Consider the following 26238-nt stretch of genomic DNA (forward strand, 5'->3'; position numbering starts at 1 on the left):
GGGAGGGTCGGACCGAAGGTCCGGGGTGGGGTGACATTTCGGATCCCCGCAACAGATTTCACCCCCACCCGTCGCTTCGCGACGACCTCCCCCCTCAAGGGGGAGGTGGGGCAGCAAACACCTTCGCGCGCCTGACGGTCACGAAACCGCCCTCTCCTGCCTTCACGGTACGCTCGGGCGCCACGTCGAATTCCAGGTGCTCGCCGGCCTCAGTTGTCGCGATCACGCGGCGACCATCTGCCCGGTCGAGAACACGAGAAATAAGCGCCGGAATGCCCGGCCCCTGCTCCGACCAGTCGAGATCGCTTGGCCGCGCATAGAGCTCCGCCTTGCCTTCCGCCAGCCCCTCGACATCAATCGCCGTCCCGCCGACATGGGCCTTGCCGTCGCGCACCTCCGCCGAAAGCACATTGGCATCGCCGAGGAACCGCATCACGAAGGCCGACTGCGGATTGCGGCAGACCTCCTCCGGCGTGCCCTGCTGGACGATCTGCCCGTCCTTCAGGATCACCACCCGATCGGCGAGATCGAGGGCTTCTTCCTGGTCATGGGTGACGAAGAGCGTGGTAATGCCGAGTTCCTCATGGATTTCGCGTAGCCACCGGCGCAGATCCTTGCGCACATTGGCGTCGAGCGCCCCGAACGGCTCGTCGAGCAGCAACACCTTGGGATCGACGGCCAGCGCGCGGGCAAGCGCCACGCGCTGCCGCTGGCCGCCGGAGATCTGCGCCGGAAAGCGGTCGCCGAGGCCCTCCAGCCGCACGAGCCGCAAGAGTTCGGTGACACGGGCATCGATCGCTGCCTTCTCGCGCTTGACCTTGGAAACCTTCATGCCGAAGGCGATGTTCTCGGCCACTGTCATATGCGGGAAGAGCGCGTAGTGCTGGAAGACGAAACCGACGCCGCGATCCCGGACCGGAATATCGGTCGCGTCCTGTTCGCCGAAATAGATGTGGCCGCCATCGGAATATTCGAGCCCCGCCACCATGCGCAGGATCGTCGTCTTGCCCGAGCCGGACGGCCCGAGTAGCGCCACCAGTTCGCCGCTTTCGATATCGAGCGAGACGTCCTTCACGGCGCGGAAGGTATCGAAGGTTTTGACCACATGGTCGAGGCGGATCTTCATGAGGGCTTCTCCGCAGGATTGGAGGCGAGCGCCGGACGGGTGGCGGTTTTGCGGGCGCGGCCTGCGCCCTGCTTTTCCAGCGCCACCTTGGCGATGATGGTGAAGACGGCGATGATCGCCAGGATGGAGGCCGAGGCGAAGGCGCCGGCCGTCTGATAATCGTGATAGAGCAGTTCGATATGCAGCGGCAGCGTGTTCGTCTGGCCGCGGATATTGCCGGAAACAACCGAGACCGCGCCGAACTCGCCCATCACGCGCGCATTGCAGAGCACGACACCGTAGAGCAGCGCCCATTTTATGTTGGGCAGGGTGACCGAGATGAAGGTCCGCCAGCCGGATGCGCCGAGCGAGGTAGCCGCTTCCTCCAGATCGCGTCCCTGCGACTGCATGAGCGGAATGAGTTCGCGCGCCACGAAAGGCGCCGTCACGAACATGGAGGCGAGAATGATGCCAGGCAGAGCGAAGAGGACCTTGATGCCATGCGCATCGAAATAGGGGCCGAAAATGCCCTGCAGGCCGTAGACGAAGAGATAGGCGACACCCGCGACGATCGGCGAGACCGAGAAGGGGATTTCGATGAGAACCAGCAGGAAGCGCTTGCCCCGGAAATCGAACTTGGTGATCGCCCAGGCCGCGGCGACACCGAAGGCGGTATTGACCGGCACGGCAATGAGCGCGGTCACCACCGTCAGCAGGATCGCATGCCGCGTATCCGGATTGGCGATTGTAGCGCTATAGGTTTTCCAGCCCTGCTTGAACGCTTCGAAGCCGATGACGATGAGTGGCGCCAGGATGAGAAAGGCGCCGATCACCAGCACGGTGCCGATAAGCGCTCTGCGAAAGAGCGGTCCGTCGCCGACGCGCGGCGGCTTTCTGCGCCCGAGATTTGGAGTGAGATTTGCGCTCATGGTCAGCTCCTCACCGTATAGCGCAGCGCCCGCGCCTGCAGCGTGTTGGTGACCGCGAGCATCACGAAGGCGGTCAGGAGCAGCACGGAAGCGATGGCCGCAGCGGCCTGGTAGTCATATTCCTCGAGCCGGATGAAGACGAGGAGCGCGGTGATCTCCGTCGACATCGGCTGGTTGCCGGCGATGAAGATGATCGCGCCGAACTCCCCGAGCGACCGGGCGAAGGAAAGAGAGACGCCGGCGAGCAGCGCCGGCGTCAGAAGCGGCAGGATGACCTTGCGGAAGATTTCCCAATCCGAACCGCCGAGCGATTGCGCAGCTTCCTCCAGCGCCGGATCGAGGTCCTCCAGCACCGGCTGCACCGTGCGGACAATGAAGGGCAGCGAGGTGAAGCACATGGCGATCATGATACCGAGCGGCGTATAGGCCACCTTGATGCCGAGATCGGCAAGCACGGAGCCGAACCAGCCATTATTGGCGAAAAGCGCTGTCAGAGCGATGCCGGCAACCGCCGTCGGCAGGGCGAAGGGCAGGTCGACCATGGCATCGACGATGCGCCAGCCGCGAAAGCGATAGCGCGTCAGCACCCAGGCAAGCGCCAGCCCGAAGAAGAGGTTGAAGATCGTGGCGCCGAGGGCCGAGAGCACCGTCACGCGATAGCTCGCGACCGCTCGCGCGGAGGAGACGATCTGCCAGTAGTCGGCCGGACCGAGGCTCGCGGCCTTGAAGACCAGCGCGGCAATGGGCAGCACCACGATCAACCCGACATAGAAAAGGGTTACACCCAGCGAGAGGCGCAGCCCGGGCAGCACGTTGCGTTTCAATGTTCTTTCCCTGTCACGGCAAGACCCGGCGGGCTTTCGCCCGCCGGGTTCATGGGAGGAAAACTATGGTCAGGCGCTTAGCGGCTGCCGTAGATCTTGTCGAGAGTGCCGCCGGAGGCGAAGTGCTCTTCCTGGATCTTGTCCCAGCCGCCGAAGACGTCGTCGACATTGACGAGGCGGATTTCCGGGAACTTGTCCTTGAACTCGGCCCCTACCTTCTCGTCATGCACGCGGTGACCGAACTCGGCGGCGATGCGCTGGCCTTCCTCGGTGTAGAGGAAGTCGAGATAGGATTTCGCGAGTTCGCGCGAGCCGCGCTTGTCCGCGACCTTGTCGACGATCGCGACCGGGAATTCGGCAAGCAGGCTGACCGATGGGGTCACGCCCTCGACCTTGTCTGCGCCGTACTGCTTGGCGATGCCGCGCGTTTCCGCCTCGAAGGTGATCAGCACATCGCCGATCTCACGTTCGACGAAGGTCGTCGTTGCGGCGCGGCCGCCGGTGTCGAAAACCGGAACGTTGTCGAAAATCTTGGTGATATAGGCTTCGATCTTCTCCGCATCGCCATGATAGGCCTCGTTCGCCCAGGCATAGGCTGCGAGATAGGTATAGCGCGCATTGCCGGAGGTCTTCGGGTTCGGGAAGACTGCGTGCACGTCGTCACGGGCGAGATCGCCCCAATCCTTGATGTTCTTTGGGTTGCCGGCGCGCACCAGGAAGGACGGGAAGGAATAGAAGGGCGAGGCGTCGTTGGCGAAATCCTTCTGCCAGTCTTCGGAAACGAAGCCCTGCTTCACCAGGAAGTTCACATCGGTCACCTGGTTGAAGGTCACCACGTCGGCCTCGAGACCCTCGACGATCGAACGGGCCTGCTTGGAGGTGCCGGCATGCGACTGATCGACGGTGATGCCGGGGTGCTGCTTGATGAAAGCCTCGTTCTCGGCCGCGAAGAGCTCGCGGGCCACGTCATAGGAGGCGTTGAGGATGGTCGTCGGCGCTTGCGCGAATGCCGGCGCGGCGAAAAGCGCGGCAATGGCGGTGCCGAGGATCAGGAGGCGGTTCATGAAAGTCTCCGGTAATTCGTCTGATTGGCGACGAAACTACCGAGAGCGACGGAGAATCACGAGAAACCGGCAACCGCTGCCGGTCTCGCGGTTGGAATTTTCCTCCATTTTCAGAGGTATTTGGCGACGCTTTTCCTCAGCCTCCCGAGTCAGAGCCGGTGGTCGGGAAAGAGCACCGCATGTTCCGCCACCAGATAGCGGTCTATGTCAGCCTCGCTCACCTGCGAAAGCGCGGCGGGAGACCATTGCGGATTGCGGTCCTTGTCGATGATCGCTGCCCGAACGCCCTCGTAGAAATCGTGGTTGCGGAGAACCTCCGAGCCCGCCGCGAACTCCCGCTCCAGGCACTCCACCAGTCCGGAACTGCCGCGCCCAAGCCGGATCAACCGCAGCGCCAGCTTGAGGCTGGTCGGCGAGCGTTTTGCGATGATCTCCCGAGCATTCGCGGCAAACTCGCCCTCTTCCTTCTCCAATGCCGCAACTATCTCCTCGACCGTATCGAAACGGAAGGCACGATCGATGAGGGCGCGTTCCGCCTCCAGCCGGCTTTCGCCCGGCATCACGGCGAAACGGTCGATGACCGCCCGCACCTGCTCATCGGACGCCCCGCCCTTGAGCTCGCCGAGCGCTTCCACCAGCGCAGCGAGCCTTTCCGAAGGAACGCAGACATCCGCGAGGTTGGCGTAGATCGCATCCGCTGCGCCGATCACCTCACCGGTCAGTGCAAGCCAGGTACCGACCTCGCCGGGCGCTTTCGGCAGGAGCCAGGTCGCCCCGACATCGGGAAAATAGCCGATGCCGGTTTCCGGCATCGCGAGCCGCGTGCGTTCCGTGACGATCCGGTGCCGGCCATGCGAAGCGAGCCCAACGCCGCCGCCCATAGTGATGCCGTCCATCAGCGCCACATAGGGCTTGGCATAGTGCGAGATCAGGTAGTTCAGCGGAAACTCCTCCCGCCAGAAGCGCGTCACTTCCGGATCGCCGGCCTTCCCTGCCTGGTAGATGACGCGGATATCCCCGCCGGCGCAGAGCCCCCGCTCCCCCTCGCCCTTCAGCACGACGCAGGAAACTTCCGGATCGGCTGCGAAGTCCTCCATCGCCTGCCGCATCTCGCGAACCATTGGAAGATTGAGGCTGTTCAGCGCCTTCGGTCGGTTGAGGCGAAGAAGCGCTACGGTGCCGGCACGGCCCAGAAGGATTTCATCGTTCTGGATCAGGGGATCTTGCATGCTTGTCTCCGGTTCGATGCCAAGTGTTAGCGATTGTCGGCCAGGATCATCTCGGCCGCCTTTTCGGCGATCATGATAGTCGGCGAATTGGTATTTCCGGAGGTGATATTGGGCATGATCGAGGCATCGGCGATACGAAGCCTGCCGAGAGCGCGCATTTTCAGCCTGATATCGACGACGCTTTCCGGGTCAGCGCCCATGCGAGCGGTCCCGACCGGGTGGAAGATCGTCGTGCCGATATCGCCCGCCGCCCTTTCCAGATCCTCGTCCGTCTCATAGGAGGGGCCAGGTTTGTACTCCTCCGGGTGGTAGCGGGCGAAGGACGGCATCTTCACGATTTCCCGCGTGAGACGCATTGCCTGCACGGCGATGTCGCGATCGGCAGGCGCGGAGAGGTAATTCGGCGCGATGGCCGGCTGCGCGGCGAAATCCGGGCTCTTGGCGTGCACCGAACCCCGGCTTTCCGGCCGCAGATTGCAGACGCTCGCGGTCATGGCCGGGAAGGCGTGCACCGGATCGCCGAACTTGTCGAGCGAGACCGGCTGGACATGATACTGCAGGTCCGGCGTCTCCTTGTCCGGTCCCGAGCGGGTGAAGATGCCAAGTTGGCTTGGCGCCATGGACATAGGCCCCGAACGGCGGAAGGCATATTCGAGTCCGATCGACGCCTTGCCGAGAAGGCGCGAGGCCTTTTCGTTGAGCGTCGGCACGCCTGTGACCTTGTAGACCATGCGCAATTGCAGATGATCCTGCAGGTTTTCGCCAACGCCCGCCACTTCCTTTACGATCTCGATCCCGGCATTTTGCAGCACATCGCCTCGGCCGATGCCGGAAAGCTCCAGGATCTGCGGCGTACCGATCGCACCGGCGCTGAGCACCGTCTCGCGCAGCGCGCGCGCCTGTTTCATCCCGCCTTCATGCTGGAACTCGACGCCCCTCACTTCGCCGTTCTCGATGATCAGCCGCCGGACATGCGCTTTGGTCAGTACATTCAGGTTCTTACGGCTCAATGCCGGCCGCAGGAACGCTTTGGACGTATTCCAGCGGATACCAGAGCGCTGGTTGACGTCGAAATAGCTGGAACCCTCGTTATTGCCGCGGTTGAAATCCTCGATAATCGGGATGCCGGCCTCTTCGGCCGCCTTTTGGAAGGCATCCAGCACCGCCCAACGGACGCGCGCCTTCTCGACCCGCCATTCACCGCCCGCGCCGTGCATCTCGTCGGCGCCCTTATAGAAATCCTGGGATTTCCTGAAATAGGGAAGCACATCGTCCCAGCCCCAGCCGGTGCAGCCCATCTGCCGCCAAAGGTCGTAGTCGCGCGCCTGGCCGCGCATGTAGATCATGCCGTTGATCGAGGAGCAGCCGCCGAGGATCTTGCCGCGCGGATAGAAAAGCGAACGGCCGTTCAGCCCCTCTTCCTTCTCGGTGGTGAAGCACCAGTCGGTCCGCGGATTGTTGATGCAATAGAGATAGCCGACGGGGATATGCACCCAGTGGTAATTGTCCCTACCGCCGGCCTCCAGCAGCAGGACGCGGTTACGGCTGTCGGCGGACAGGCGGTTCGCTAGCACGCAGCCGGCGCTTCCCGCTCCGATGATGATGTAGTCGTAGTTTTCCATGCTACCGTTCCAACGTTAGCCTGCTGCGTCTTACTTCCTGTCATTCCTGTCCTCGGACTTGATCCGAGGATCCGTCACAGGAATCCAGTGCGCCCAAGTCCTTGGGCGCAGGAGATTCTCTTGCGCATCATCATGAGAGCCCTTTCACGGCGCGGACGCGCCGTGGCTGGATTCCTGTGGCAAGCACAGGAATGACGGGGACGTGGCAACTCACCCGATAAGATGCACCCTCTCACCGGTGCTCGAAGCCGAGCTTCCGGCCGAGCCGCGAGGCGTAGAATTCTCCGATGAGGCCGCGCCGGAAGAGGAGAACGCAGACCATGAACACGACGCCCGTGATGATCGTTACCGGGAAATCTGAGGTCGCGAGATAGTTCTGCAGCGTCACCACCAGCCCGGCGCCGAAGATCGGCCCGATCAGCGTGCCGATGCCGCCGAGCAGCGTCATCAGGATCACCTCGCCGGACATCTGCCAGGTGACATCCGTCAGCGTCGCGAACTGGAAGACCAGCGCCTTGACGCCTCCCGCCAGCCCCGCGAGCGCCGCAGACATCACGAAGGCACCGAGCTTGTAGCGGGCGACGGAATAGCCGAGCGAGGTGGCCCGCGCCTCGTTCTCGCGGATCGATTTGAGGATCATGCCGAAGGGCGAGTTGATGAACCGCCAGATGATGAGCAGGCCGATGACGAACACCGCCAGCACGAAATAGTACATGTTGGTCGGCTGGTTGAGATCGACGAGCCCGAAAAGGTGGCCGCGCGGCACGGACTGGATGCCGTCTTCGCCTTGCGTGAACTCCGCCTGCAGGCAGAAGAAATAGAACATCTGCGAGAGCGCCAGCGTGATCATCGCGAAATAGATGCCCTGCCGGCGGATCGCCACGAAACCCATGACGAGACCGAGAATGGCGGCGCCGGCGACGCCGAGCAGAATCCCGAGCTCCGGTGTAAGTCCCCATTCCTTTACCGCATGGGCGGTGAAGTAGGCAGCTCCGCCAAAGAAGGTCGCATGACCGAAGGAAAGCAGTCCGGTATAGCCGAGCAGCAGATTGAAGGCGCAGGCGAAAAGCGCGAAGCAGAGGAGCTTCATCAGGAAGATCGGATAGAAGAAGGCCGGTGCGATAACCAGGAGGGCCAGGCCCGCCGCGAGGAAGATCGCATAGGTCATCGATGCGGTGGCCGAACGCTCCGTCCGTTTCGCGGAAGTAGTGCTGTGGGTGAGATCGGTCATATCACGCATCCCTTCCGAAAAGACCGGCAGGCCGGATCAGAAGCACGATCGCCATGATGACGAAGATGACGATGTTGGACGCCTCCGGATAGAAAACCTTGGTCAACCCCTCCGCGATGCCCAACATGTAGCCGGTAAGGATGGCGCCCATGATCGAACCCATGCCGCCGACCACGACCACCGCGAACACCACGATGATGATGTTGCTGCCCATCAGCGGCGAGACCTGATAGATGGGCGCGGCCAGCACGCCGGCGAAGGCCGCAAGACCGGCGCCGATGCCGTAGGTGAGCGTGAGCAGCATCGGCACGTTGACGCCGAAGGCCTGCACCAGAACGGGGTTTTCCGTCGCCGCGCGCAGGTATGAGCCGAGCTTGGTCTTTTCGATGAGCAGCCATGTGCCGATGCAGGCGGCAAGCGACACGACCACCACCCAGCCGCGATAGATGGGCAAGAACATGAAACCGAGATTCGTTCCCCCGGCAAGCGCGGGCGGCACCGAATAGGGCTGGCCGGCAGCGCCGTAGAGATAGCGGAAGGTGCCCTCGATCGTCAGCGCCAGACCGAAGGTGAACAGCAGACCGTAGAGATGGTCGAGCTTGTAGAGCCGCGACAGCAGCGTGCGTTCGATCAGCGCGCCGAAAAGGCCGACGATCACCGGCGCGAGGATGAGCGCGAACCAGTAGTTGATGCCGAAATACTGCAAGAGCAGCATGGCGGCGAAGGCGCCGAGCATATATTGCGCGCCGTGAGCGAAGTTGATGACGCGCAGAAGCCCGAAGATGACCGCAAGCCCGAGGCTCAAGAGCGCATAGAACGAGCCGTTGATGAGGCCGATCAGCAACTGACCGAGAAAGGCCTGGAGCGGTATGCCGAAGATCATGGTCATGGCGTCATACCCCCAACACTTTATGCAGCTTGTCCATGCGGGCAGGCAGTTCTGAAACCGGGAAATCCGCCACCATTCTACCGTGATCCATCAGGTAGAAGCGGTCCGCGACGCGGCTTGCGAAGCGGAAGTTCTGCTCCACCAGCAGTACCGTCATGCCGCGTTCCTTGAGTTTCTTCAAAACCTCGCCGATGCGCTGCACGATGACGGGCGCGAGCCCCTCGGTGGGTTCGTCGAGGACAAGGAGGCGTACGCCGGTGCGCAGGATGCGGGCGATCGCCAGCATCTGCTGCTCGCCGCCGGAAAGCTTGGTGCCGGGGCTCGAACGCCGCTCCTCGAGATTGGGAAAGAGATCGTAGATTTCCCGGATCGACATGCCGCCTTCTGCGACGACCGGCGGCAACATCAGGTTTTCTTCGACAGTCAGCGTCGAGAATATGCCGCGCTCCTCCGGCACGAAGCCGAGGCCCACATGCGCCGTGCGGTGCAGCGGCACGGAAAGCATGTCCCTGCCGTCAAAACGGATTTCGCCTTTCCGCTCGCGAATGATGCCCATGATGGTGCGCAGCGTCGTGGTCTTGCCGACGCCGTTGCGCCCGAGAATGGTGATCGTTTCACCCTCGCCCACCGTCATATCGACGCCGTGCAGGACATGGCTTTCGCCATACCAGGCATTGAGATTGGAGACTTGCAGAAGAGGTTTCATCTTACGCCTCCTCCGTGCCCATGTAGGCGAGCCGCACACGCTCGTCCCGGCTGACGGCGGCGTAATCGCCTTCTGCGAGGATCTCGCCTCGCTGGAGCACGGTGACATGATGGCAGATATCGGCGACCACCGATAGATTATGCTCCACCATCAGCACCGCGCGCTCCTTTGCGACCTTGCGGATGATGCTGGAAACCGTGCCTATATCCTCCTGCCCCATGCCGGCCATCGGCTCGTCGAGCAGCAGGACCTTCGGGTCGAGCGCCAGCGTGGTCGCGATCTCCAGCACCCGCTTGCGGCCATAGGAAAGATCGGCGGCAAGCGCGTTGCGCTCGCGCTTGAGGCCCACTGCCTCGATGAGTTCGTCGGCGCGGGCGTTCAACCGGTTGAGCGAAGACATGGGCAGCCAAAACTGGGTCGAGAGACTGTTCGGCCGCTGCAATGCCACCCGCACATTGTCCAGCACGGTAAGATGCGGAAAAACGGCGGATATCTGGAAGGACCGCACCAAGCCCATCCGCGCCACCTTGTCCGGCGGTGTCTTGGTGATGTCGGAGCCAAGCAGGGTGATGGAACCGGCCGTCGGCTGCAGGAACTTGGTCAGCAAGTTGAACACCGTCGTCTTGCCGGCCCCGTTCGGACCGATCAGCGCATGCACGCGCTGATGCCGCACGTCCAGATCGACGTTCTTCACCGCAGCGAAGGCGCCGAAGTTCTTGCTGAGGCCGCGGGCGGAAAGCACCACCCGCGGCTCGTTGTCCGTCAATGTCGCGGAGACCGCCATGAGATTTACTTCACCAGCTCGCAGCCGCTCTTGGCAGGGTCCATATAGGCTTCCTTGCCGGGAATGGTGGCGAGCACGTTGAAGTAGTCCCACGGCTCCTTGCTGTCTTCCGGCTTCTTCACCTGCAGCAGGTACATGTCGTGGATCATGCGCCCGTTCGCCGCGACCGTGCCGCCGCGACCGAAGAAATCGTCCACCGGCATTTCGTGCAGCGCCTTGGCGACAGCCTCCGTCTCGTCGGTGCCGGCCTTCTCGATGGCCTTCAGATATTGCAGCACCGAGGAATAGGTGCCGCTATGCACCATGTTCGGCATCTTGTTGGTGCGCGCGAAGAATTTCTTGGCGAACTCGCGGCTCTGGTCGTCGAGGTTCCAATAATAGCCTTCCGTCAGCGTCAGGCCCTGCGCCGCCTCGAGCCCGAGGCCGTGCACTTCCGCAAGCGTGAAGAGCAGAGCGGCGAGGTTCTGGCCACCGGCGGTGATCCCGAATTCCGCCGCCTGCTTGATGGCGTTGGAGGTATCGAGGCCCGCATTCGCCAGCCCGATCACCTTGGCGCCGGAAGATTGCGCCTGAAGCAGGAAGGAGGAGAAATCGGTGGTCGCCAGCGGATGTCGGACCGCCCCGACGACCTGGCCACCGCTCGATTTGACGAAGTCGCTCGTCTGCTGCTCCAGCGAATAGCCGAAGGCATAGTCGGCGGTCAGGAAGAACCAGCTGTCACCGCCCTGCTTCACCAGCGCGCCGCCGGTGCCGACTGCCAGCGCATGCGTGTCATAGGCCCAATGGAAGCCGTAGGGGCTGCACTGTTTGCCGGTAAGGTCGGTGGTCGCCGCGCCGGTGACGATGTCGATCTTCTTCTTTTCCTTGCCGAGCGCCTGCACCGCGAGCGCGACCGACGAGGTCGTCAGCTCCATGATGGCATCGACCTGCTCGGTATCATACCACTGGCGGGCGATATTGGAGGCGATATCCGGCTTGTTCTGGTGGTCGGCATCGACGATCTCGATCGGCATGTCGAGCACCTTCCCGCCGAAATCCTCGACGGCCATCTTCGCGGCCTCGACCGAGGACTTGCCGCCGAAATCGGCATAAACGCCGGACTGATCGTTCAGAATGCCGATCTTCACCTTGCCATCGGATACGCTCTGCCCGAGCGCGGCGGTGCTGCCGGCCAGCAGAAATGCCAACGAGGCAATGAGATTCTTTCGCATGAATTTCTCCTCCCAGAGAGTGCCAGATTGCGAATCTGTTCAAAATTGGCGAGCCGCCCTCCTCAAAGCGGTCATTCCGACCCCATGGTTCCGGAAAACTCCGGTTGACGCAAGGAGGCGCACCCAATTAATTGCAAACAGCATCTGTGCATTTTTGAACAGAACTGCGGGAGGAGCATGAGCGGAAATCCGAATTTCACCTGGGACGATCTGCAATACTTCCTGGCGGTCGCCCGAACCGGGCAATTGTCGACGGCGGCCCGTCACCTGCGCACCAGCCACGCCACCGTTTCCCGCCGCATCGACCGGCTGGAATTCGCCCTCAAGGTGAAGCTCTTCGAGCGCAATCCGCGCGGCTATGTTCTGACCGCCATGGGCCAGCGCTTCATCGACACTGCGGAAAAGATAGAACTGGAGGCGGACCGCCTGCAGGCGGACATCGTCTCGGGCAGCACGGCGCAACGGGGCGTCGTCCGCCTGAGCGCGCCGGAAGGCTTCGCGAACTTCTTCTTCGCCCATCGGATGGGCGAGTTCACGGCGCAGCACCCGAACCTCTCGCTGGAACTGGTGACGATCCAGCAGATCATGTCGCTTTCCCGCAAGGAGGCGGATATCGCCGTCACCCTCGATCCGCCGAAGGGCGGGCCCTACCTCATCGAGAAGATCACCGACTACACACTCAACGTCTACGGCGCGAAAACCTATCTCGCCCGAAACGAGCCTATCGCCTGCAGGGAAGACCTCCTCGCCCATCCCTTCATCGGCTATATCGAGGATATGATCTTCGCGCCCGGCCTCGACTATTTGGGCGACGTGCACCCGGGCATCAAGCCGCGCTTCCAGAGTTCCAGCATTTTCGCGCAGCTGACGGCGACGCGAAACGGCCTCGGCCTTTGCGTGCTGCCGCATTTCATCGCCCGGCACCAGCCCGATCTCGAGATCGTGCTGCCCGATGAAGTCGACCTCTTGCGGAACTACTGGCTGATCCGGCATCGGGACCTCAGCCAGATCCCGCGCGTGCGGGTGGTGGCGGACTATATCGTCGCCGCCGTAAACGCCAACAAGGACGCCTTCCTCCGCAAATCGTGAGGAAGGCGTCCCGTGTCCATCATTCGGCAGCGATAGGAAAGTCCTTGCGCTCCTCGAAGAGATCGCGCTGGTCGGCGCCTGTCTCTTCCTTGTTTTTCGGCTCGCGGCCGAAGAACAAGGCGTAGCCGGCGGGCAGGACGAGTATGGTGAGCACCGTAGCGACCAGAATGCCGCCCATCATCGCATAGGCCATCGGTCCCCAGAACACCTCGCGCGAGATCGGGATCAGCGCGAGTATCGCGGTCATCGCAGTCAGCGTGATCGGCCGGAAGCGGCGAACCGCGGCACCCACGATCGCCTCCTGCCGGGGCATGCCGGCGGCGATGTCCTGATCGATCTGGTCGATGAGGATGATGGAATTGCGGATGATGATGCCGAGCAGCGCGATGACGCCGAGGATCGCCACGAACCCGAAGGGCGCGCGGGTGATGAGCAGCGCCATGGCGGCGCCGATCACCCCGAGCGGCCCTGTGGCGAGCACCAGCATGGCCTTGCCGAAATGCTGGAGCTGGATCATCAGCAGAAGCAGGATGACGAACAGCATGATCGGCGCCTTGGCGGCAATCGAGGCCTGGCTTTCGGCCGAGTCCTCCGCGCCGCCCTGGATCTCGACCCTGTAGCCGGCCGGCAGGCTGGCCCGGAGATCGGCCATGTTGCCGTAGAGGTTGAGGGCAACCTGGGTCGGCTCGATGCCGTCCGGCAGGGTCGCCTTGACGGTGATCGTCGGCAGGCGGTCGCGACGCCATTCTATGCCCTGCTCGAATACCGGCATGACCTTGGCGACCTGCGAGACCGGCACGAAGCCGCCGAAATCCGTCGGGATATAGACAGACTGCACGGCCGAAAGCAGATTGCGGCTTGCTTCCGGCTCGCGGGCGACGATCGAGACCGTCTCCTCGCCGTCGCGGAAATCATCGAGCGGAGCGCCGGAGGCGGCGGCCTGCAGCATCTGACGGATACGCTGCGAGGTGACCCCGAGCGCGCGGGCGCGATCCTGGTCGATCACCAGCTTCATGGCCGGCACCGGCTCCATCCAGTCGTCGTGGATCGCGCCGAAGTTCGGCTGTTCCTCGAAGCGGGCCTTCACGGCATCGGCGATGCGGCGAACTTCTGCCTTGTCCGGGCCGGTGACGCGCATCTGCACCGGCCAGCCGGTCGGCGGGCCGAGGAAGAGCCTGTCCACTTTGCCGCGCACGGACGGGAAATCCTCCGCCAGGATGGCGCGCAGCTTGACGATCAGCCGTTCGCGGGCATCCACGTCCTTCGCCATGACCAGAAGCTGCGCATAGTTCGGGTTACGAAGCTGCTGGTCGAGCGGCAGGAAGAAGCGCGGCGCACCCTCGCCGATATAGGTGGCGACGAAGGTCTTGTCTGGATCGGGCAGGATCTGTTCCTCGAGAGCCTTCGCTTGCCGCTCCACTTCCTTGATGCTCGTCCCTTCCGGCAGCCACATATCGACCAGGATCTCGGGCCGTGAGGATTGCGGGAAGAAGCTCTGCGGAATGAAGTTGAAGGCGTAGAGGCTGCCGCCGAAGGCGGCGAACGTCAGCAGGATGACGATGATCCGGTGGCGCACCGCCCAGCTGATCGTACCGCGCAGGCGATGGTAGAAGCGGGTGTCGTAGACATCCTTGTGCGTACCCGCATGGGCGCGCTGCTTGAGCAGCATATACCCGAGCCACGGCGTGAAATAGACCGCCACGAACCAGGAGGTGACAAGCGCGATGCCGACCACGAAAAAGAGCGAGCGCACGTATTCGCCCGCGGTCGAATCCGCAAAGCCGACCGGTATGAAGCCGGCAGTGGTGATGAGCGTACCGGTCAGCATCGGGAAGGCGGTCGAACGATAGGCGAAGCTCGCCGCATCGAGGCGCTCGAGCCCCTCCTCCAGCTTGCGCTCCATCATCTCGACCACGATCATCGCGTCATCGACCAGCAGGCCAAGCGCAATGATGAGCGCGCCAAGCGAGATGCGCTGCAGATCGATGCCGATATAGTACATGATGGCGAAGGTGGCTGCGAGAACCAGCGGGATGGCGATCGCGATCACGATCCCCGAGCGCCAACCGATCGAAATGAGCGAGACGATCAGCACGATCACCAGCGCTTCCATGAGCGCGCGGGTGAATTCGCCGATCGCTTCCGTGACGACTTCCGGCTGGTTCGATATCTGCTCGACGGCGACACCCACCGGCAGCGTCTGTTCGAAATTATGATAGGTATCCTCGACCGCGTGGCCGACATCGGTGACCTTGAACCCCTTGGCCATCACGACGCCGATCTGGACCGTATCGTGGCCGTTGAAACGGAACTTGCGCTGGAACGGGTCTTCCAAGCCTTCGCTGACGGTCGCGATATCGCCGAGGCGGATCACCTGATCGCCGCTGCGCAGGCGCAGTTCCCGGATGTCCTCGGGCGTGGTGATGTCGCCCTCGACCGCAATGCGCACGGATCGCTCGCTGGTCTCCACACTGCCGGCCGGATCGACATTGTTCTGACCGGCAATGGCGTCGCGGATATTGACGACGGTCAGCCCGCGCTCGGCCAGAGCCTTCGAGGAGACGTCGATATAGATCTTCTGCGGCTGGTCGCCGAGGATCACTGCCTTCTCCACGCCAGGCGTCCCAAGCAGCATGTCGCGCGCCTGGATGGCGATCTTCTTGAGTTCCGGATAACTGTAGCCATCGCCGCTGATCGCGTGCAGCGTGATGAAGGTATCGCCGAATTCATCGTTGAAATAGGGACCGAGAAGACCTTCGGGCAGCTCCTGCCGGATATCGCCTACCTTCTTGCGCACCTGATAGAAGGCGTCGGCCACCTCCTGGGCATTGGTATCGCCCTTGATCTGGACGGTGGTGATCGCAAAGCCGGCGCGCGTATAGGACCGGACGAAATCGAGATGCGGGGTTTCCTGCAGCTTGCGCTCGATCTTGTTGACCACCTGGTCCTGCATTTCTTCGATCGAAGCGCCCGGCCAGACCGATTGCACCACCATCACGCGGAAGGTGAAATCCGGGTCCTCCTTCTGGCCCATGTTCATCACGCCCAGGACACCCATGACGATGATGAGGCCAAACAGGAAGCGGGCGATACTCGGATGGCCGATCGCCCAGCGCGAAAGATTGAAGGGTTCCTTGCCGGAGGAAGGATTGGCCTTGTTGGAGGAGGTCATGGTCGTGTCCTTCGGTCCGATCTCAGGGCTTCACGGAAGCCGTGGACATGCTGTTGACGTTGCCGAACCGGGAACTCACCATTTCCGGCAGCTTGACCTTCATGTCTTCCTTCATGAACTGCGTGCCGGCGGAAACGACCACGTCCCCGGTCGAAAGACCTTCCGAAATGCGCACGCCGTGATCAGAAAAGGCGCCGACCGTGACGGGCTGCGACCTGACGGTTCCCGCCTGCCGATCCACGACCCATACCACGGCCTTGCCGTCCTTCTCACCGAGGGCGGCAAGCGGAATCGCATAGCCTGGAACGGCATTGTCCTCGGTCGCTTCGATCGTGGCGGTCATGCCGAGCAGGACGCGCGGGTTTTCCGGCAGGCTGACACGAACGGCAAAGGTGCGCGACTGGGCGTCGGCGCTGCCGGCGACCTCGCGGACGCTGCCTTCGAGAACGAGATCCGGATCGGACCAGAAGCGGGACTTGACGGTCTTGCCGGGACGGAACTGGCCGATATCCACTTCCGGAACGGCGATCTGCACCTCCTTGCCGCCATCGACCGCAACGGTGACGACCGGCGTCCCCGAGCCGACGACCTGGCCGATATCGGCGCTGACGGTCGTCACGATACCGTTCTGGCCCGACCTTAATTCGGTATAGGCAACCTGGTTGCGGGCCTCCTCGAGCGCGGAAGCGGCAGACTGCTGGGCGGAGACCGCCTGGTCATGGGTCAGTGTCGCCTGTTCCAGTTCGGACTTCGAGGCGATGTTCTTGGAAAAGAGGCTTTGAGCGCGACGGCGGGCGAGTTCGGAAATCTCTTCCTGCTTCGTCGCGGATGCGAGATCGGCCTCGGCGCGGCGCAAGGCAAGCTGGTAATCAACGGCGTCCAGCTTCGCCAGCACGTCTCCGGGACCGACGCGATCGCCCACGTCCACGAGACGCTCGGTGATCTTGCCGCCTACGCGGAACCCGAGATTCATCTCGGTGCGCGCCTTGACGGAGCCGGAATACTCCAGCCGCCGCCCCTGATCGGGTTCGCCGACCTCGACGACCTTCACCGGCCGGATAGTCTCCTGGGCGTTTGTAGCCCCCTCACCTTCCGAACATCCCGCAAGAAGAGCCAGCGCCGCTGCCACGACGCCTCCCTTGAACAATAGCGAAACATTACGCCGTGTAGTCGAAACGAACATGAGCCGCACTCCTGATGGCGGTGATGAACTTTAGCACTATCTCAAAGCCCGCAGGCCGAACTCGACGAGGTCTTCCGGTTTGCCGATCCGGCTCTCGAGCAGACAGTCGGCGACGAGCTGCGGATGGCACAGTATCACCATGCTCGACATGAAATTTTCCGCAGCGAGCTCGACATCCTGGTCGCGGAACTCGCCGGCCTCGACGCCTTCCTTGATCAGGACGGCGATAAGCGCGCGAATTTGCTCCAGATGCTCCTCGATAGCCGGCCATTGCTGCTCGATGGCGATGATGACCATCTCGTGAACCTTCTGCTCGTCTATCATGGTCTCGAGCGTGATGCGGTGCTGCTGCAGTATATGATCGCGCAGCCTCTCGGCGGCACTGACCGGGCGCCCGGCATTGGCCAGAGCCACCTGATAACTGGCCTCGAGCATGCGTTTGGCAAGAGCCTGGTGGATATCCGCCTTGGAAGAGAAGAAACGGTAGATGTTGGCCGGCGACATGCCAAGCTCACGAGCGATGTCCGCGACATTGGTCTTGGTGTAGCCGTAGTGTCGGAACAGCCGCTCCGCCGCATCGAGGATACGGGCGACGTTTTCCTGACGGTTCGCTTCGATGGCCTGAGCGTGGGGTTCCATCTCGGTTCGGCTTTCTTTACGTGTGACGAATTTCATTTTTCATCAGCATTAAATCGACATCGCTCCTTTGTCAACTTCCCGCTGCGGCTGCTGCGGCAGGAAATTCACCGAGAGGATGGAACAAAATTGGACGAATGGCATTATGATGCGTTGCCGCAGGGGTGCATTGCGGGGTGTCGAATAAACATGCTTGAAAACTCTGGTATCCCGCTGATGAACGAGGAGCGCTACCGGCTTCTCATCGAGGCGATTACGGAATACGCGATATACATGCTGGACGTCGAAGGCCGTGTCGCCAGCTGGAATCCCGGCGCTCGCCGGTTCAAGGGGTATGACCCCGACGAAATCCTCGGCGAGCATTTTTCCCGCTTCTACACCGAGGAAGACCAGTCCGCCGGCCTGCCCCAGCGGGCGTTGGAAACGGCTGCCACGGAAGGACGCTTTGAAAACCAGGGCTGGCGTGTTCGCAAGGACGGAAGCCGCTTCTGGGCGCATGTCGTCATCGACCCCATCCGGGACAGTTCCGGCAGGCTCGCGGGTTTTGCCAAGGTCACGCGCGACCTCACCGAACGCAAGCAGACCGAAACGGAGCTGAAGGGCAGCGAACAGAAGTTCCAGCTTCTCGTCCAGGGCGTCACCGATTACGCCCTCTACATGCTCGATCCGGAAGGCTACGTCACCAACTGGAACGTGGGGGCCGAACGCATCAAGGGCTATACCGCCGACGAGATCGTCGGCTGTCATTTCTCGCAGTTCTATACCGAAGAGGACCGCCTCGCCGGAGAGCCGCAGAAGAGCCTCGACACCGCCCGGCGCGAGGGTCGCATTGAGAGGGAAGGCCTGAGACAGCGCAAGGACGGAACCCGCTTCTGGGCGCATGTCATCATAGATGCCATTCACGACGAGCGTGGAGAACTGATCGGCTTTGCCAAGATCACCCGCGACGTCACGGAAAAGATGGAAGCGCAGAAGGCGCTGAACCAGGCTCGCGAAGAACTTTTCCAGGCCCAGAAGATGGAAGCGATCGGCCAGCTCACCGGTGGCATCGCCCATGACTTCAACAACCTTCTGATGGCGATCCTCGGCAGCCTGCAGATCCTGCGCAAGCGCATGCCCAACGACCCTTCGCTCAGCCCGCTGGTCGATAACGCCATCCAGGGAGCCGAACGCGGCGCCGCATTGACGCAGCGCATGCTCGCCTTCTCCCGCAGGCAGGATCTGAACATGCAGGCGGTGGACATTCCCGCGCTGGTCACGGAGCTGATGGATTTCATGCAACGCTCCCTGGGGTCGACGGTTCGGATCGAAACCAGGCTTGCCGAGCATCTGGCTCATGTGATGACCGACCCCGTGCAGCTCGAAACAGCGCTGCTCAACCTCGTCGTCAATGCGAGGGATGCGATGCCCGGCGGCGGGGCCATCATCATCGAAGCACGCGAGATCGACATCCCGGCGAGGCGGGGCAGCCTCAAGCCCGGCCGCTATGTGGAGCTCAGCGTCGCCGACACCGGCGAGGGCATGGACGAGGAGACCTTGATCCAGGCCACTACACCCTTCTTCACTACCAAGGGGGTCGGCAAGGGAACAGGGCTAGGTCTTTCCATGGTCCAGGGCCTCACCGAACAATCCGGCGGCAAGCTGGCGATCGAGAGCAGGAAAGGCGAAGGGACAAAGGTTTCGCTGTTCCTGCCGAGCGCGGATACTCCGGCATCCTCCCAACCCGCGGAAGCGGCAGCATCATCGGTGGCGGTTCCCAGGAAACAACTCACCGTTCTTGCCGTCGACGACGACGCGCTGGTGCTGATGAACACGACCCTCATGCTCGAGGACCTGGGGCATCAGGTGATCGAGGCTTATAGCGGCGTCGATGCGCTGAACACTCTCCGCAACGGCGACAACCGGATCGACCTTGTGATCACGGACCACTCCATGCCGCGCATGAGCGGCTCGGAGCTTGCCGCGGAAATTCAAGCACAGTGGCCGGATTTGCCGATCGTGCTGGCCACGGGCTATGCGGAACTGCCGAGCGGCGGCGACAACCGCCTTCCGCGGTTGGGCAAGCCTTTCTCCCAGGACCAGCTTCAGGATGTGATCACGACTGTATTGTGCACCAAGGCCTGAACAAAAGCGGGCGTGACGGCGTTGTTTTCCCGGTCCGACCAGGGAGAACGCCGCAATGGTATTCAAGCACCAGCATTTTCATGAGACGCCTGCCGAGGTGGAGGCGGAGTTCCCACCCCGCGCGACGGTGGAAAGCGCAGTTTCGGATGCGCTCGCGTCCGCGGGCGGAGTCGATGCCAGCGATGTGACGGTAACCGTAAAAGGCGGTGAGGTCACGCTGATGGGCACGGTCCAGGTGCCGGAGGAAATCGGGCGGGCCGAGGAAGTGGCCCGGAGCGTGTCCGGCATCACGTCAGTCCGCAACCTAATCCGTCACACCGCGCCTTCTTTCTTCAACGGTGGGCAAAGGCCACTCTGACCTACTGATCTTCTTCCTGAAGGAAGGGCAACCGCGTGTACGATTGCCCTTCTTTCAAACAAAGATCACCGTGGCAGCGCATAGGCGATGACATAGTCGCCGGGCTTGGTGCCGACCGATCCGTGACCGCCGGCGACCATCACCACGAACTGCCGGCCGTCATCCACCGCATAGGTCATCGGCGTCGCCTGTCCACCGGCCGGAAGGCGGGCTTCCCAGAGCTGGCGGCCAGTCGTGAGATCATAGGCACGCAGATAATCGTCCACGGCCGCACCGAGGAAAGCCACGCCGCCCTTGGTGATCATCGGACCGCCGATGCCCGGAACGCCGACCTTGAAGTGCAGCGGCAGCGGCGTCATGTCGTAGACCGTGCCGTTGCGGTGCTTGTAAGCGATCTCGCCGGTGCGCAGGTTCGCACCCGCCACATAGCCCCATGGCGGCGCCTGGCAGGGAATCTGCAGCGGTCCCAGGAACGGCCCCATATAGACGCCGTAGGGCGCGCCTTCGTTGCGGTTCAGCCCCTGTTCGCTACCCTTCTCGTCCGCACCCTTTGGCGGGATTTCCGAACGCGGGACGAGCCGCGAGGTAAAGGCGAGATAGGTGGGCATGCCGAACATGACCTGGCGCTCGGGATCGACCGCGACGCTGCCCCAGTTGAACGTGCCGAAATTGCCGGGATAGACGATCGTGCCCTGCAGCGACGGCGGCGTATAGCGGCCCTCGTATTTCAACTGGTGGAACTTGATGCGGCACACCATCTGGTCGAACATGGTGATGCCCCACATGTCCTTTTCTTGAAGCGTCTCGGGCTTGAACGTCAGCGCCGAGGTGGGCTGGGTCGGCGCGGTGAAGTCCTCCGGGATGGCTCCGCCTGGAGCCGGCTCTTCCGTCACCGGAATGATCGGTTCCCCGGAACGCCGGTCGAGCACGTAGATATCGCCCTGCTTCGTCGGCCCGACGAGCGCCGGCACCACGTTGCCGTCCGGTTGCGTGATGTCGAGCAGAACCGGCTGCGCGGGAACGTCCATATCCCAGAGGTCGTGATGAACGGTCTGCCGCACCCATCGATCGGCGCCGGTATTAATGTCGAGCGCGACGATCGAGGACGAATATTTCTCCACGTTTTCGCTGCGTCCCATGCCGAGCTGGTCCGGCACCTGGTTGCCGAGCGGGATGTAGACGAGGCCGAGCTCCTCATCGACGCTGAACACCGACCAGCTGTTCGGCGAATTGGTGCTGTAGGTCTGGCCAGGGGCCAGCGGCTGGGTCTGGGTGGGATTGCCGGAATCCCAATTCCAGATGAGCTGTCCGCTGTTGACGTCGTAGGCGCGGATGACGCCGGACTGTTCCTGGGTCGAATAGTTGTCGTTGACTGCACCGCCGATGATGATCTTGTTGCCGACGATCGCCGGCGGAGATGTGGAATAATAATATCCCGCCGGGTTGTACCTCATCCCGGTTTCCAGATGCAGCACACCCTGATCGGCGAAGGACGTGCATATCTCGCCGGTCTCCGCATTGAGGGCTATGAGGCGCGCGTCGGACGTCGGCAGATAGACGCGCTGGGCGCAGGCCGTGCCGGGTGCCGCTGCCGGATCGGCGTAATAGGTCACGCCGCGGCAGGTCTGGTGTTGCCGGTCGGGGTTCATTCCGGAATTGGAATCGAACTTCCACTTCTCCTGCCCGGTCGTCGCATCGAGCGCGATCGCCCAATTGTGCGGCGTGCAGAGGTAGAGCATATTGCCGACCTTCAGTGGCGTCACCTGATAGGTGGTCTCGCCGACATCGTCCGGCAGCTTCACGTCACCGGTCTGGTAGCGCCAGACTTCCTGAAGATCGGCGACGTTTTCCACATTAATCTGGTCGAGCGGCGAATAGCGCTGACCGTAAGGCGTGCGGCCATACTGGTGCCATTCCCCCGGAGGCACGTTGCCGCCAAGCGCGGGCGCCGCCGCAACCGCCTCTTCCGGAAGCTCTCCATCGATATTGTACGGGTCCATGAACATCGAAAGCACCGCGACCGCGACCGCGATCACGATCGATAGCGCCAGCGGCGTGGCGCTCGCGCCGTAGCGATAGCCCGTCGTGGGGCTGCTGAAACCGAGCGGCTTCCTTACCCATGGGGTGAGCAGCCACAGCCCGAGCAGGACGATGAGACCGCCGCGCGGTCCGAGCTGCCACCAATCGAAACCCACTTCCCATATCGCCCAGCCGAGCGATGCGAGGATGATGACCGCATAGACGCGCAGTGCCATCGCTCTTCGGAGAAACAGCAGGACGGCCGTCAGGATGAAGGCAAGTCCCGCAACGAGATAGTAAGCGCTTCCCCCGAGCAGCAGCAAATGGCCGCCGCCGATGGCCAGCGCGATCCCGATCAGCATGAATATGATCGCGGTGATCATGATGGTCATATCGGAAAATCCTGTTTCGCTGGAAGATCCCGGCACGACGACGCCGTGCTTCCCCGCCGCCTCAACACAACGCGCGCAAAAAAGTTCCAGGCCCAATCGCGGCGCGTGCAATTTTCCGGAACGACTCTACCCGCAGCATAGTTTTGAACGATCACGGAGATTCGATCAATGCTGACGTCGAATAAAGGACCGGCCTTCGAGACGCCCGGCGCGGAAGGCGGCACGCTTGTGGAGGTCCGGCGGGACGCGGAGGACTGCACCCGCTGCGACCTTTATCGCGACGCCACCCACATGGTCTTCGGCGAAGGACCGTCGAAGGCCGATATCGTGTTCGTGGGCGAGCAGCCGGGCGACAAGGAAGACTTGGCCGCCCGCCCCTTTGTCGGCCCGGCCGGAAAGCTCCTCGACAAATGCCTGGAGGAAGCCGGCATCGACCGCGACCGTTGCTACGTCACCAATGCCGTGAAGCATTTCAAGTTCACCCCGCGCGGCAAACGGCGCATCCACTCCAAGCCGAATGCGGGCGAGGTGCGGGCTTGTTCCTGGTGGCTTGCCGCCGAGCTGCGGCTCCTGAAACCATCGCTGGTCGTGTCTCTCGGAGCGACCGCCCTATATTCCCTGCTCGGGCGGCAGGCCAAGGTCACCCGCGACCGCGGACAAATCCTCAGCACGCCGAGCGGTGTGCCGGTGCTTGTGACCATTCATCCCTCCGCCCTGCTCAGGAGCCGGGACCGGACGGATGCCGAGATGAACCGCGCCCGGTTCGTCGATGATCTGCGAAGGATCGGTGATTTTTTGAAATGACAGAAGGACCGAGGATATCCCGTGGCATACGAACTCTATTACTGGGACGGCATTCAGGGCCGTGGAGAATTCGTGCGGCTAGCCCTTGAGGAAGCCGGGGCGCGCTATGTGGACGTTGCCCGGGGCAGCCGGGGAACCGCAGCGATGATGGACTACATTCATGGACGGCATGGCTTCGACATGCCCTTCGCCCCTCCGTTTCTGAAGGACGGCGATCTGGTGATCTCCCACGTCGCCAACATTCTCCACTATCTCGGGCCGAAGCTTGGCCTTCTGCCCGAAGATGAAAAAAGCCGCTGGTTCGCCCATGGCCTGCAGCTCACGATCACCGATTTCGTGGCCGAGGTGCACGACACCCATCACCCGCTGGGCTCGGACGACTATTACGAGGACCAGAAGGAAGCCGCCAAGGTGCGCGCGACGAATTTCCTGAAATACCGGCTGCCGAAGTTCATGGGCTATTTCAACCGCGTCGTCGGCGCCAATCCGACGCGGAGCGGCCATGCGGTCGGCGATCGGCTTACCCATGTCGATCTGTCGCTGTTCCAGCTTGCCGAGGGGCTCGCCTACGCTTTTCCACATGCGACCAGGAACCTCGACAGGGATTACCATCACCTCGGCAAGCTGCGCGAGATGGTGAGAGACCGGCCGAACGTCGCGGCTTACCTGCGTTCGGACCGGCGCTTGAGCTTCAACGAATCCGGCATATTCCGGCACTATCCGGAACTCGACGATGGGTCGGCGTAAGATGCTGCCGACGTCCGCATCTATTCGATGACGGCGCAGGCAAGCCGGTTGCCGGCGTCACCCGAAGGCTGGCTGGAATAATCGTCCTGGCCGCCATGCACCATCAGCGCGCGGCCGGTGATGCCGTTGTCACCCCCGCCGAGCGTGACTGCGCTGTTGAAGACCTGGGCGCGAAGCGTGCCGTCCGCTCCCACATACTGATTGGGCATGTCGCCCGCATGCGGCCCGTTCTCCGCCTCATAGCCATGCCGTGCGCCGGTCGGGTTGAAATGGCCGCCCGCCGATTCATGGCCGGTCGTATGATCGCAGGTTCCCGTCTCATGAACATGGAAGGCCACCCATTGACCAGCCGGAAGCCCGCTCACCTCGATCTCGATCAGGACGCCGGTCTTCGTGCCGGTCAGCGTCGCCGTGCCGACGTCCTTGCCGTCGGCGCCGACGAATTTCGCCGTGGCCGTCGCCGGCTCCTGCGCGATTGCGGCGGCTGCCAAAAGGGTCGGGAAAAGGGCTGCTGCGAGGGTTCGTCTCATGCCTTGTGCTCCTCTATGGTTCCGACGAGCCGCGGCAGAATGCCCGCTCAGCTCGCTTCCTCCCCCAGTTCCTGAAGAATCTGATGCCGCGCCCGATTGAGGCGGCTCTTCACCGTTCCGACCGCGCAGTCGCAGATCTCGGCGGCGGTCTCGTAGCTCTCGCCCAGGATGGCCACCAACGTCAGCACCTCGCGGTAATGCGGAGGAAGTTTCTGCAGGGCCTCCTGCACTTCCTTGGCGCGCATGCTGACCTCCTGCGTCGCAGGTATGGGCGTATCGCCGGAAATATTGTCTTCGATACCCGGAGCCTCCCGGCCCAGCACCTTGGCGCGCGTATAGAAAGTGTTGCGCATGATGGTGAACAGCCAGGATTTCAGCCTGGTTCCAGGCTCGAACTTGTCGAGATTGGCGAGTGCCTTGGTTAGCGTTTCCTGCACCAGATCGTCCGCATCGGTCGGGTTGCGGCAGAACGTACGGGCGAAAGCGCGCAGAGCCGGTATCAGCTTTACTATGTCCGCACGTGCAGGCTCGCCATTCAACTGTGATTCAGACACCGTTGCCTACCTCTTCGAAGTCTCGATGGCGGGAATGACGGTGGCAAACGCACGCCACGTATATTTGGTTCCCGGAACATGAACGGGCTGTTCATCTTCGTGACGGAACAAACTTCGCCCTGCCCCTGTTGATAGTTTTTTCCGGCTGTTTCGGCTTTTCATGGAGTACCGATCATGGCACCGCGCGCGAACTGGAAAGGCTATCTGAAGGTCGGCGAGCTGAGCTGCCCGGTGGCCCTTTATACGGCTGCCTCGACCTCGGACAGGGTGAGCTTTCACATCATCAACCGCGAGACCGGCAATCGGGTCCACCGCCAGATGGTCGATGCGGAAACCGGCCGGGAGATCGACAGCGAAGACATCGTGAAGGGTTTCGAGGTCGCAAGCGGCGAATACGTCATCCTGGAGCCGGAGGAAATCAAGGCCGCCGTCCCGGAAAGCGACAAGACGCTTTCGCTGGAAACCTTCATACCCTGCAATGGCGTCGATACGCTCTATCTCGACCGGCCATATTATCTGGCCCCCGCCGATAAGCCTTCAGCGGAAATCTTCGAGCTGATCAGGAAGGGGCTCCAGGAGAAGGACGTGGCGGCGCTTGCCCGCACCGTACTCTTCCGCCGCCTGCGCACGCTTTTGATCCGGCCCTCGAACGAGGGGCTGATCGCCACCACGCTGAACTACGACTACGAGGTGCGCTCGTCCAAGGAGGTCTTCTCCGACATCAAGGAATTCAAGATCGAGGGCGAGATGCTCGATCTCGCCAGGCACATCATCGACACCAAGAAGGGCGAATTCGATCCGACCGAGTTCGACGACCGTTATGAAGCGGCGCTTGCCGAACTCGTGAGAGCCAAGATCGAAGGCCGCAAGCCGCCGAAAAAGCCGAAGCGGGAAGAAAAGAAGGTCTCCAATCTTCTCGACGCGCTGCGCCAGAGCGCCCGCGGTTCGGCGCCATCCACCGGCAAGCCTCAAAGGAAAACCGCGCACAAGACTGCGCCTCGTAAAACTGCCGCTCCCCAGAGAAAGGCTGGCTGAA

The 26238-nt window shown here is 62.4% G+C and carries 23 protein-coding genes; 6 read left to right on the forward strand and 17 right to left on the reverse strand.

The annotated features are described in order from the left end of the window. Nucleotides 1-94 precede the first annotated feature (94 nt). The 11 genes from YH62_RS13985 to YH62_RS14035 form a co-directional block, all read right to left on the reverse strand. The gene (locus YH62_RS13985) at nucleotides 95-1126 is read right to left on the reverse strand and encodes a sulfate/molybdate ABC transporter ATP-binding protein (protein WP_046794819.1); all 1032 of its coding nucleotides are present in this window, start codon (nucleotides 1124-1126) and stop codon (nucleotides 95-97) included. Further along, entirely contained in the window at nucleotides 1123-2034 is a 912-nt protein-coding gene (gene cysW / locus YH62_RS13990; RefSeq protein ID WP_046794820.1) for a sulfate ABC transporter permease subunit CysW, read from the reverse strand. Before cysW ends, YH62_RS13985 begins: the two co-directional genes overlap by 4 nt. Nucleotides 2035-2036: 2 nt before the next feature. Next, a complete protein-coding gene (cysT, locus tag YH62_RS13995; protein WP_046794821.1) occupies nucleotides 2037-2858 on the reverse strand; it encodes a sulfate ABC transporter permease subunit CysT in 822 nt (273 codons plus the stop codon). Between the two features lie 77 nt (nucleotides 2859-2935). Beyond that, nucleotides 2936-3922 carry a thiosulfate ABC transporter substrate-binding protein CysP gene (cysP, locus tag YH62_RS14000; RefSeq protein ID WP_046794822.1) on the reverse strand — a complete coding sequence of 329 codons (987 nt, stop codon included), beginning with the start codon at nucleotides 3920-3922 and terminating at the stop codon, nucleotides 2936-2938. 149 nt (nucleotides 3923-4071) lie between these two features. After that, a complete protein-coding gene (locus YH62_RS14005) occupies nucleotides 4072-5151 on the reverse strand; it encodes an enoyl-CoA hydratase/isomerase family protein (protein WP_046794823.1) in 1080 nt (359 codons plus the stop codon). 26 nt (nucleotides 5152-5177) lie between these two features. Further along, nucleotides 5178-6773: a GMC family oxidoreductase N-terminal domain-containing protein gene (locus YH62_RS14010; protein ID WP_046794824.1), complete on the reverse strand. Its 1596-nt coding sequence runs from the start codon at nucleotides 6771-6773 to the stop codon at nucleotides 5178-5180. Nucleotides 6774-7005: 232 nt separating this feature from the next. Next, entirely contained in the window at nucleotides 7006-8004 is a 999-nt protein-coding gene (locus tag YH62_RS14015) for a branched-chain amino acid ABC transporter permease (protein WP_046794825.1), read from the reverse strand. Between the two features lies 1 nt (nucleotide 8005). Continuing rightward, on the reverse strand, nucleotides 8006-8893 hold the full coding sequence (locus YH62_RS14020) for a branched-chain amino acid ABC transporter permease (protein WP_046794826.1): 888 nt from the start codon (nucleotides 8891-8893) through the stop codon (nucleotides 8006-8008). A 4-nt stretch (nucleotides 8894-8897) separates the two neighbouring features. Next, a complete protein-coding gene (locus YH62_RS14025) occupies nucleotides 8898-9599 on the reverse strand; it encodes an ABC transporter ATP-binding protein (RefSeq protein WP_046794827.1) in 702 nt (233 codons plus the stop codon). A 1-nt stretch (nucleotide 9600) separates the two neighbouring features. Continuing rightward, on the reverse strand, nucleotides 9601-10383 hold the full coding sequence (locus tag YH62_RS14030; protein WP_046794828.1) for an ABC transporter ATP-binding protein: 783 nt from the start codon (nucleotides 10381-10383) through the stop codon (nucleotides 9601-9603). 5 nt (nucleotides 10384-10388) lie between these two features. Continuing rightward, nucleotides 10389-11594, reverse strand: coding sequence for an ABC transporter substrate-binding protein (locus YH62_RS14035; protein WP_046794829.1), 1206 nt, complete (start codon nucleotides 11592-11594; stop codon nucleotides 10389-10391). 177 nt (nucleotides 11595-11771) lie between these two features. Here YH62_RS14035 and YH62_RS14040 point away from each other — a divergent pair, with 177 nt between their 5' ends. Next, on the forward strand, nucleotides 11772-12683 hold the full coding sequence (locus YH62_RS14040; RefSeq protein ID WP_046794830.1) for a LysR family transcriptional regulator: 912 nt from the start codon (nucleotides 11772-11774) through the stop codon (nucleotides 12681-12683). A 19-nt stretch (nucleotides 12684-12702) separates the two neighbouring features. Here YH62_RS14040 and YH62_RS14045 read toward each other — a convergent pair whose 3' ends face one another. The 3 genes from YH62_RS14045 to YH62_RS14055 are packed head-to-tail and all read right to left on the reverse strand — an operon-like array spanning nucleotide 12703 to nucleotide 17677. Beyond that, nucleotides 12703-15855: an efflux RND transporter permease subunit gene (locus YH62_RS14045; protein ID WP_046794831.1), complete on the reverse strand. Its 3153-nt coding sequence runs from the start codon at nucleotides 15853-15855 to the stop codon at nucleotides 12703-12705. A 22-nt stretch (nucleotides 15856-15877) separates the two neighbouring features. After that, on the reverse strand, nucleotides 15878-17038 hold the full coding sequence (locus YH62_RS14050; RefSeq protein WP_046794832.1) for an efflux RND transporter periplasmic adaptor subunit: 1161 nt from the start codon (nucleotides 17036-17038) through the stop codon (nucleotides 15878-15880). Nucleotides 17039-17074: 36 nt separating this feature from the next. After that, nucleotides 17075-17677: a TetR/AcrR family transcriptional regulator gene (locus tag YH62_RS14055; protein ID WP_046795093.1), complete on the reverse strand. Its 603-nt coding sequence runs from the start codon at nucleotides 17675-17677 to the stop codon at nucleotides 17075-17077. A gap of 186 nt (nucleotides 17678-17863) precedes the next feature. Between YH62_RS14055 and YH62_RS14060 the strand changes: the two genes are divergently transcribed. Together YH62_RS14060 and YH62_RS14065 are read left to right on the forward strand one after the other, a co-directional pair. Next, entirely contained in the window at nucleotides 17864-19798 is a 1935-nt protein-coding gene (locus tag YH62_RS14060; protein WP_046794833.1) for a PAS domain-containing sensor histidine kinase, read from the forward strand. 55 nt (nucleotides 19799-19853) lie between these two features. Then, nucleotides 19854-20156 carry a BON domain-containing protein gene (locus YH62_RS14065; protein ID WP_046794834.1) on the forward strand — a complete coding sequence of 101 codons (303 nt, stop codon included), beginning with the start codon at nucleotides 19854-19856 and terminating at the stop codon, nucleotides 20154-20156. A gap of 65 nt (nucleotides 20157-20221) precedes the next feature. Here the strand turns inward: YH62_RS14065 and YH62_RS14070 are convergent, their stop codons facing one another. Further along, entirely contained in the window at nucleotides 20222-22567 is a 2346-nt protein-coding gene (locus YH62_RS14070) for a glucose/quinate/shikimate family membrane-bound PQQ-dependent dehydrogenase (protein WP_046795094.1), read from the reverse strand. 168 nt (nucleotides 22568-22735) lie between these two features. Here YH62_RS14070 and YH62_RS14075 point away from each other — a divergent pair, with 168 nt between their 5' ends. After that, complete coding sequence (locus YH62_RS14075) at nucleotides 22736-23371, forward strand: UdgX family uracil-DNA binding protein (RefSeq protein ID WP_046794835.1); 636 nt, start codon at nucleotides 22736-22738, stop codon at nucleotides 23369-23371. 21 nt (nucleotides 23372-23392) lie between these two features. Continuing rightward, entirely contained in the window at nucleotides 23393-24118 is a 726-nt protein-coding gene (locus YH62_RS14080) for a glutathione S-transferase (protein WP_046794836.1), read from the forward strand. A gap of 20 nt (nucleotides 24119-24138) precedes the next feature. Here the strand turns inward: YH62_RS14080 and YH62_RS14085 are convergent, their stop codons facing one another. Then, entirely contained in the window at nucleotides 24139-24648 is a 510-nt protein-coding gene (locus YH62_RS14085) for a superoxide dismutase family protein (protein WP_046794837.1), read from the reverse strand. Between the two features lie 47 nt (nucleotides 24649-24695). Continuing rightward, entirely contained in the window at nucleotides 24696-25202 is a 507-nt protein-coding gene (locus YH62_RS14090) for a sigma-70 family RNA polymerase sigma factor (RefSeq protein ID WP_245282090.1), read from the reverse strand. 174 nt (nucleotides 25203-25376) lie between these two features. Between YH62_RS14090 and YH62_RS14095 the strand changes: the two genes are divergently transcribed. After that, a complete protein-coding gene (locus tag YH62_RS14095; protein ID WP_046794839.1) occupies nucleotides 25377-26237 on the forward strand; it encodes a Ku protein in 861 nt (286 codons plus the stop codon). The last annotated feature ends 1 nt before the right edge of the window (nucleotide 26238 follow it).

The sequence above is a fragment of the Rhizobium sp. LC145 genome (assembly GCF_001005825.1).
Lineage (GTDB): Bacteria > Pseudomonadota > Alphaproteobacteria > Rhizobiales > Rhizobiaceae > Neorhizobium.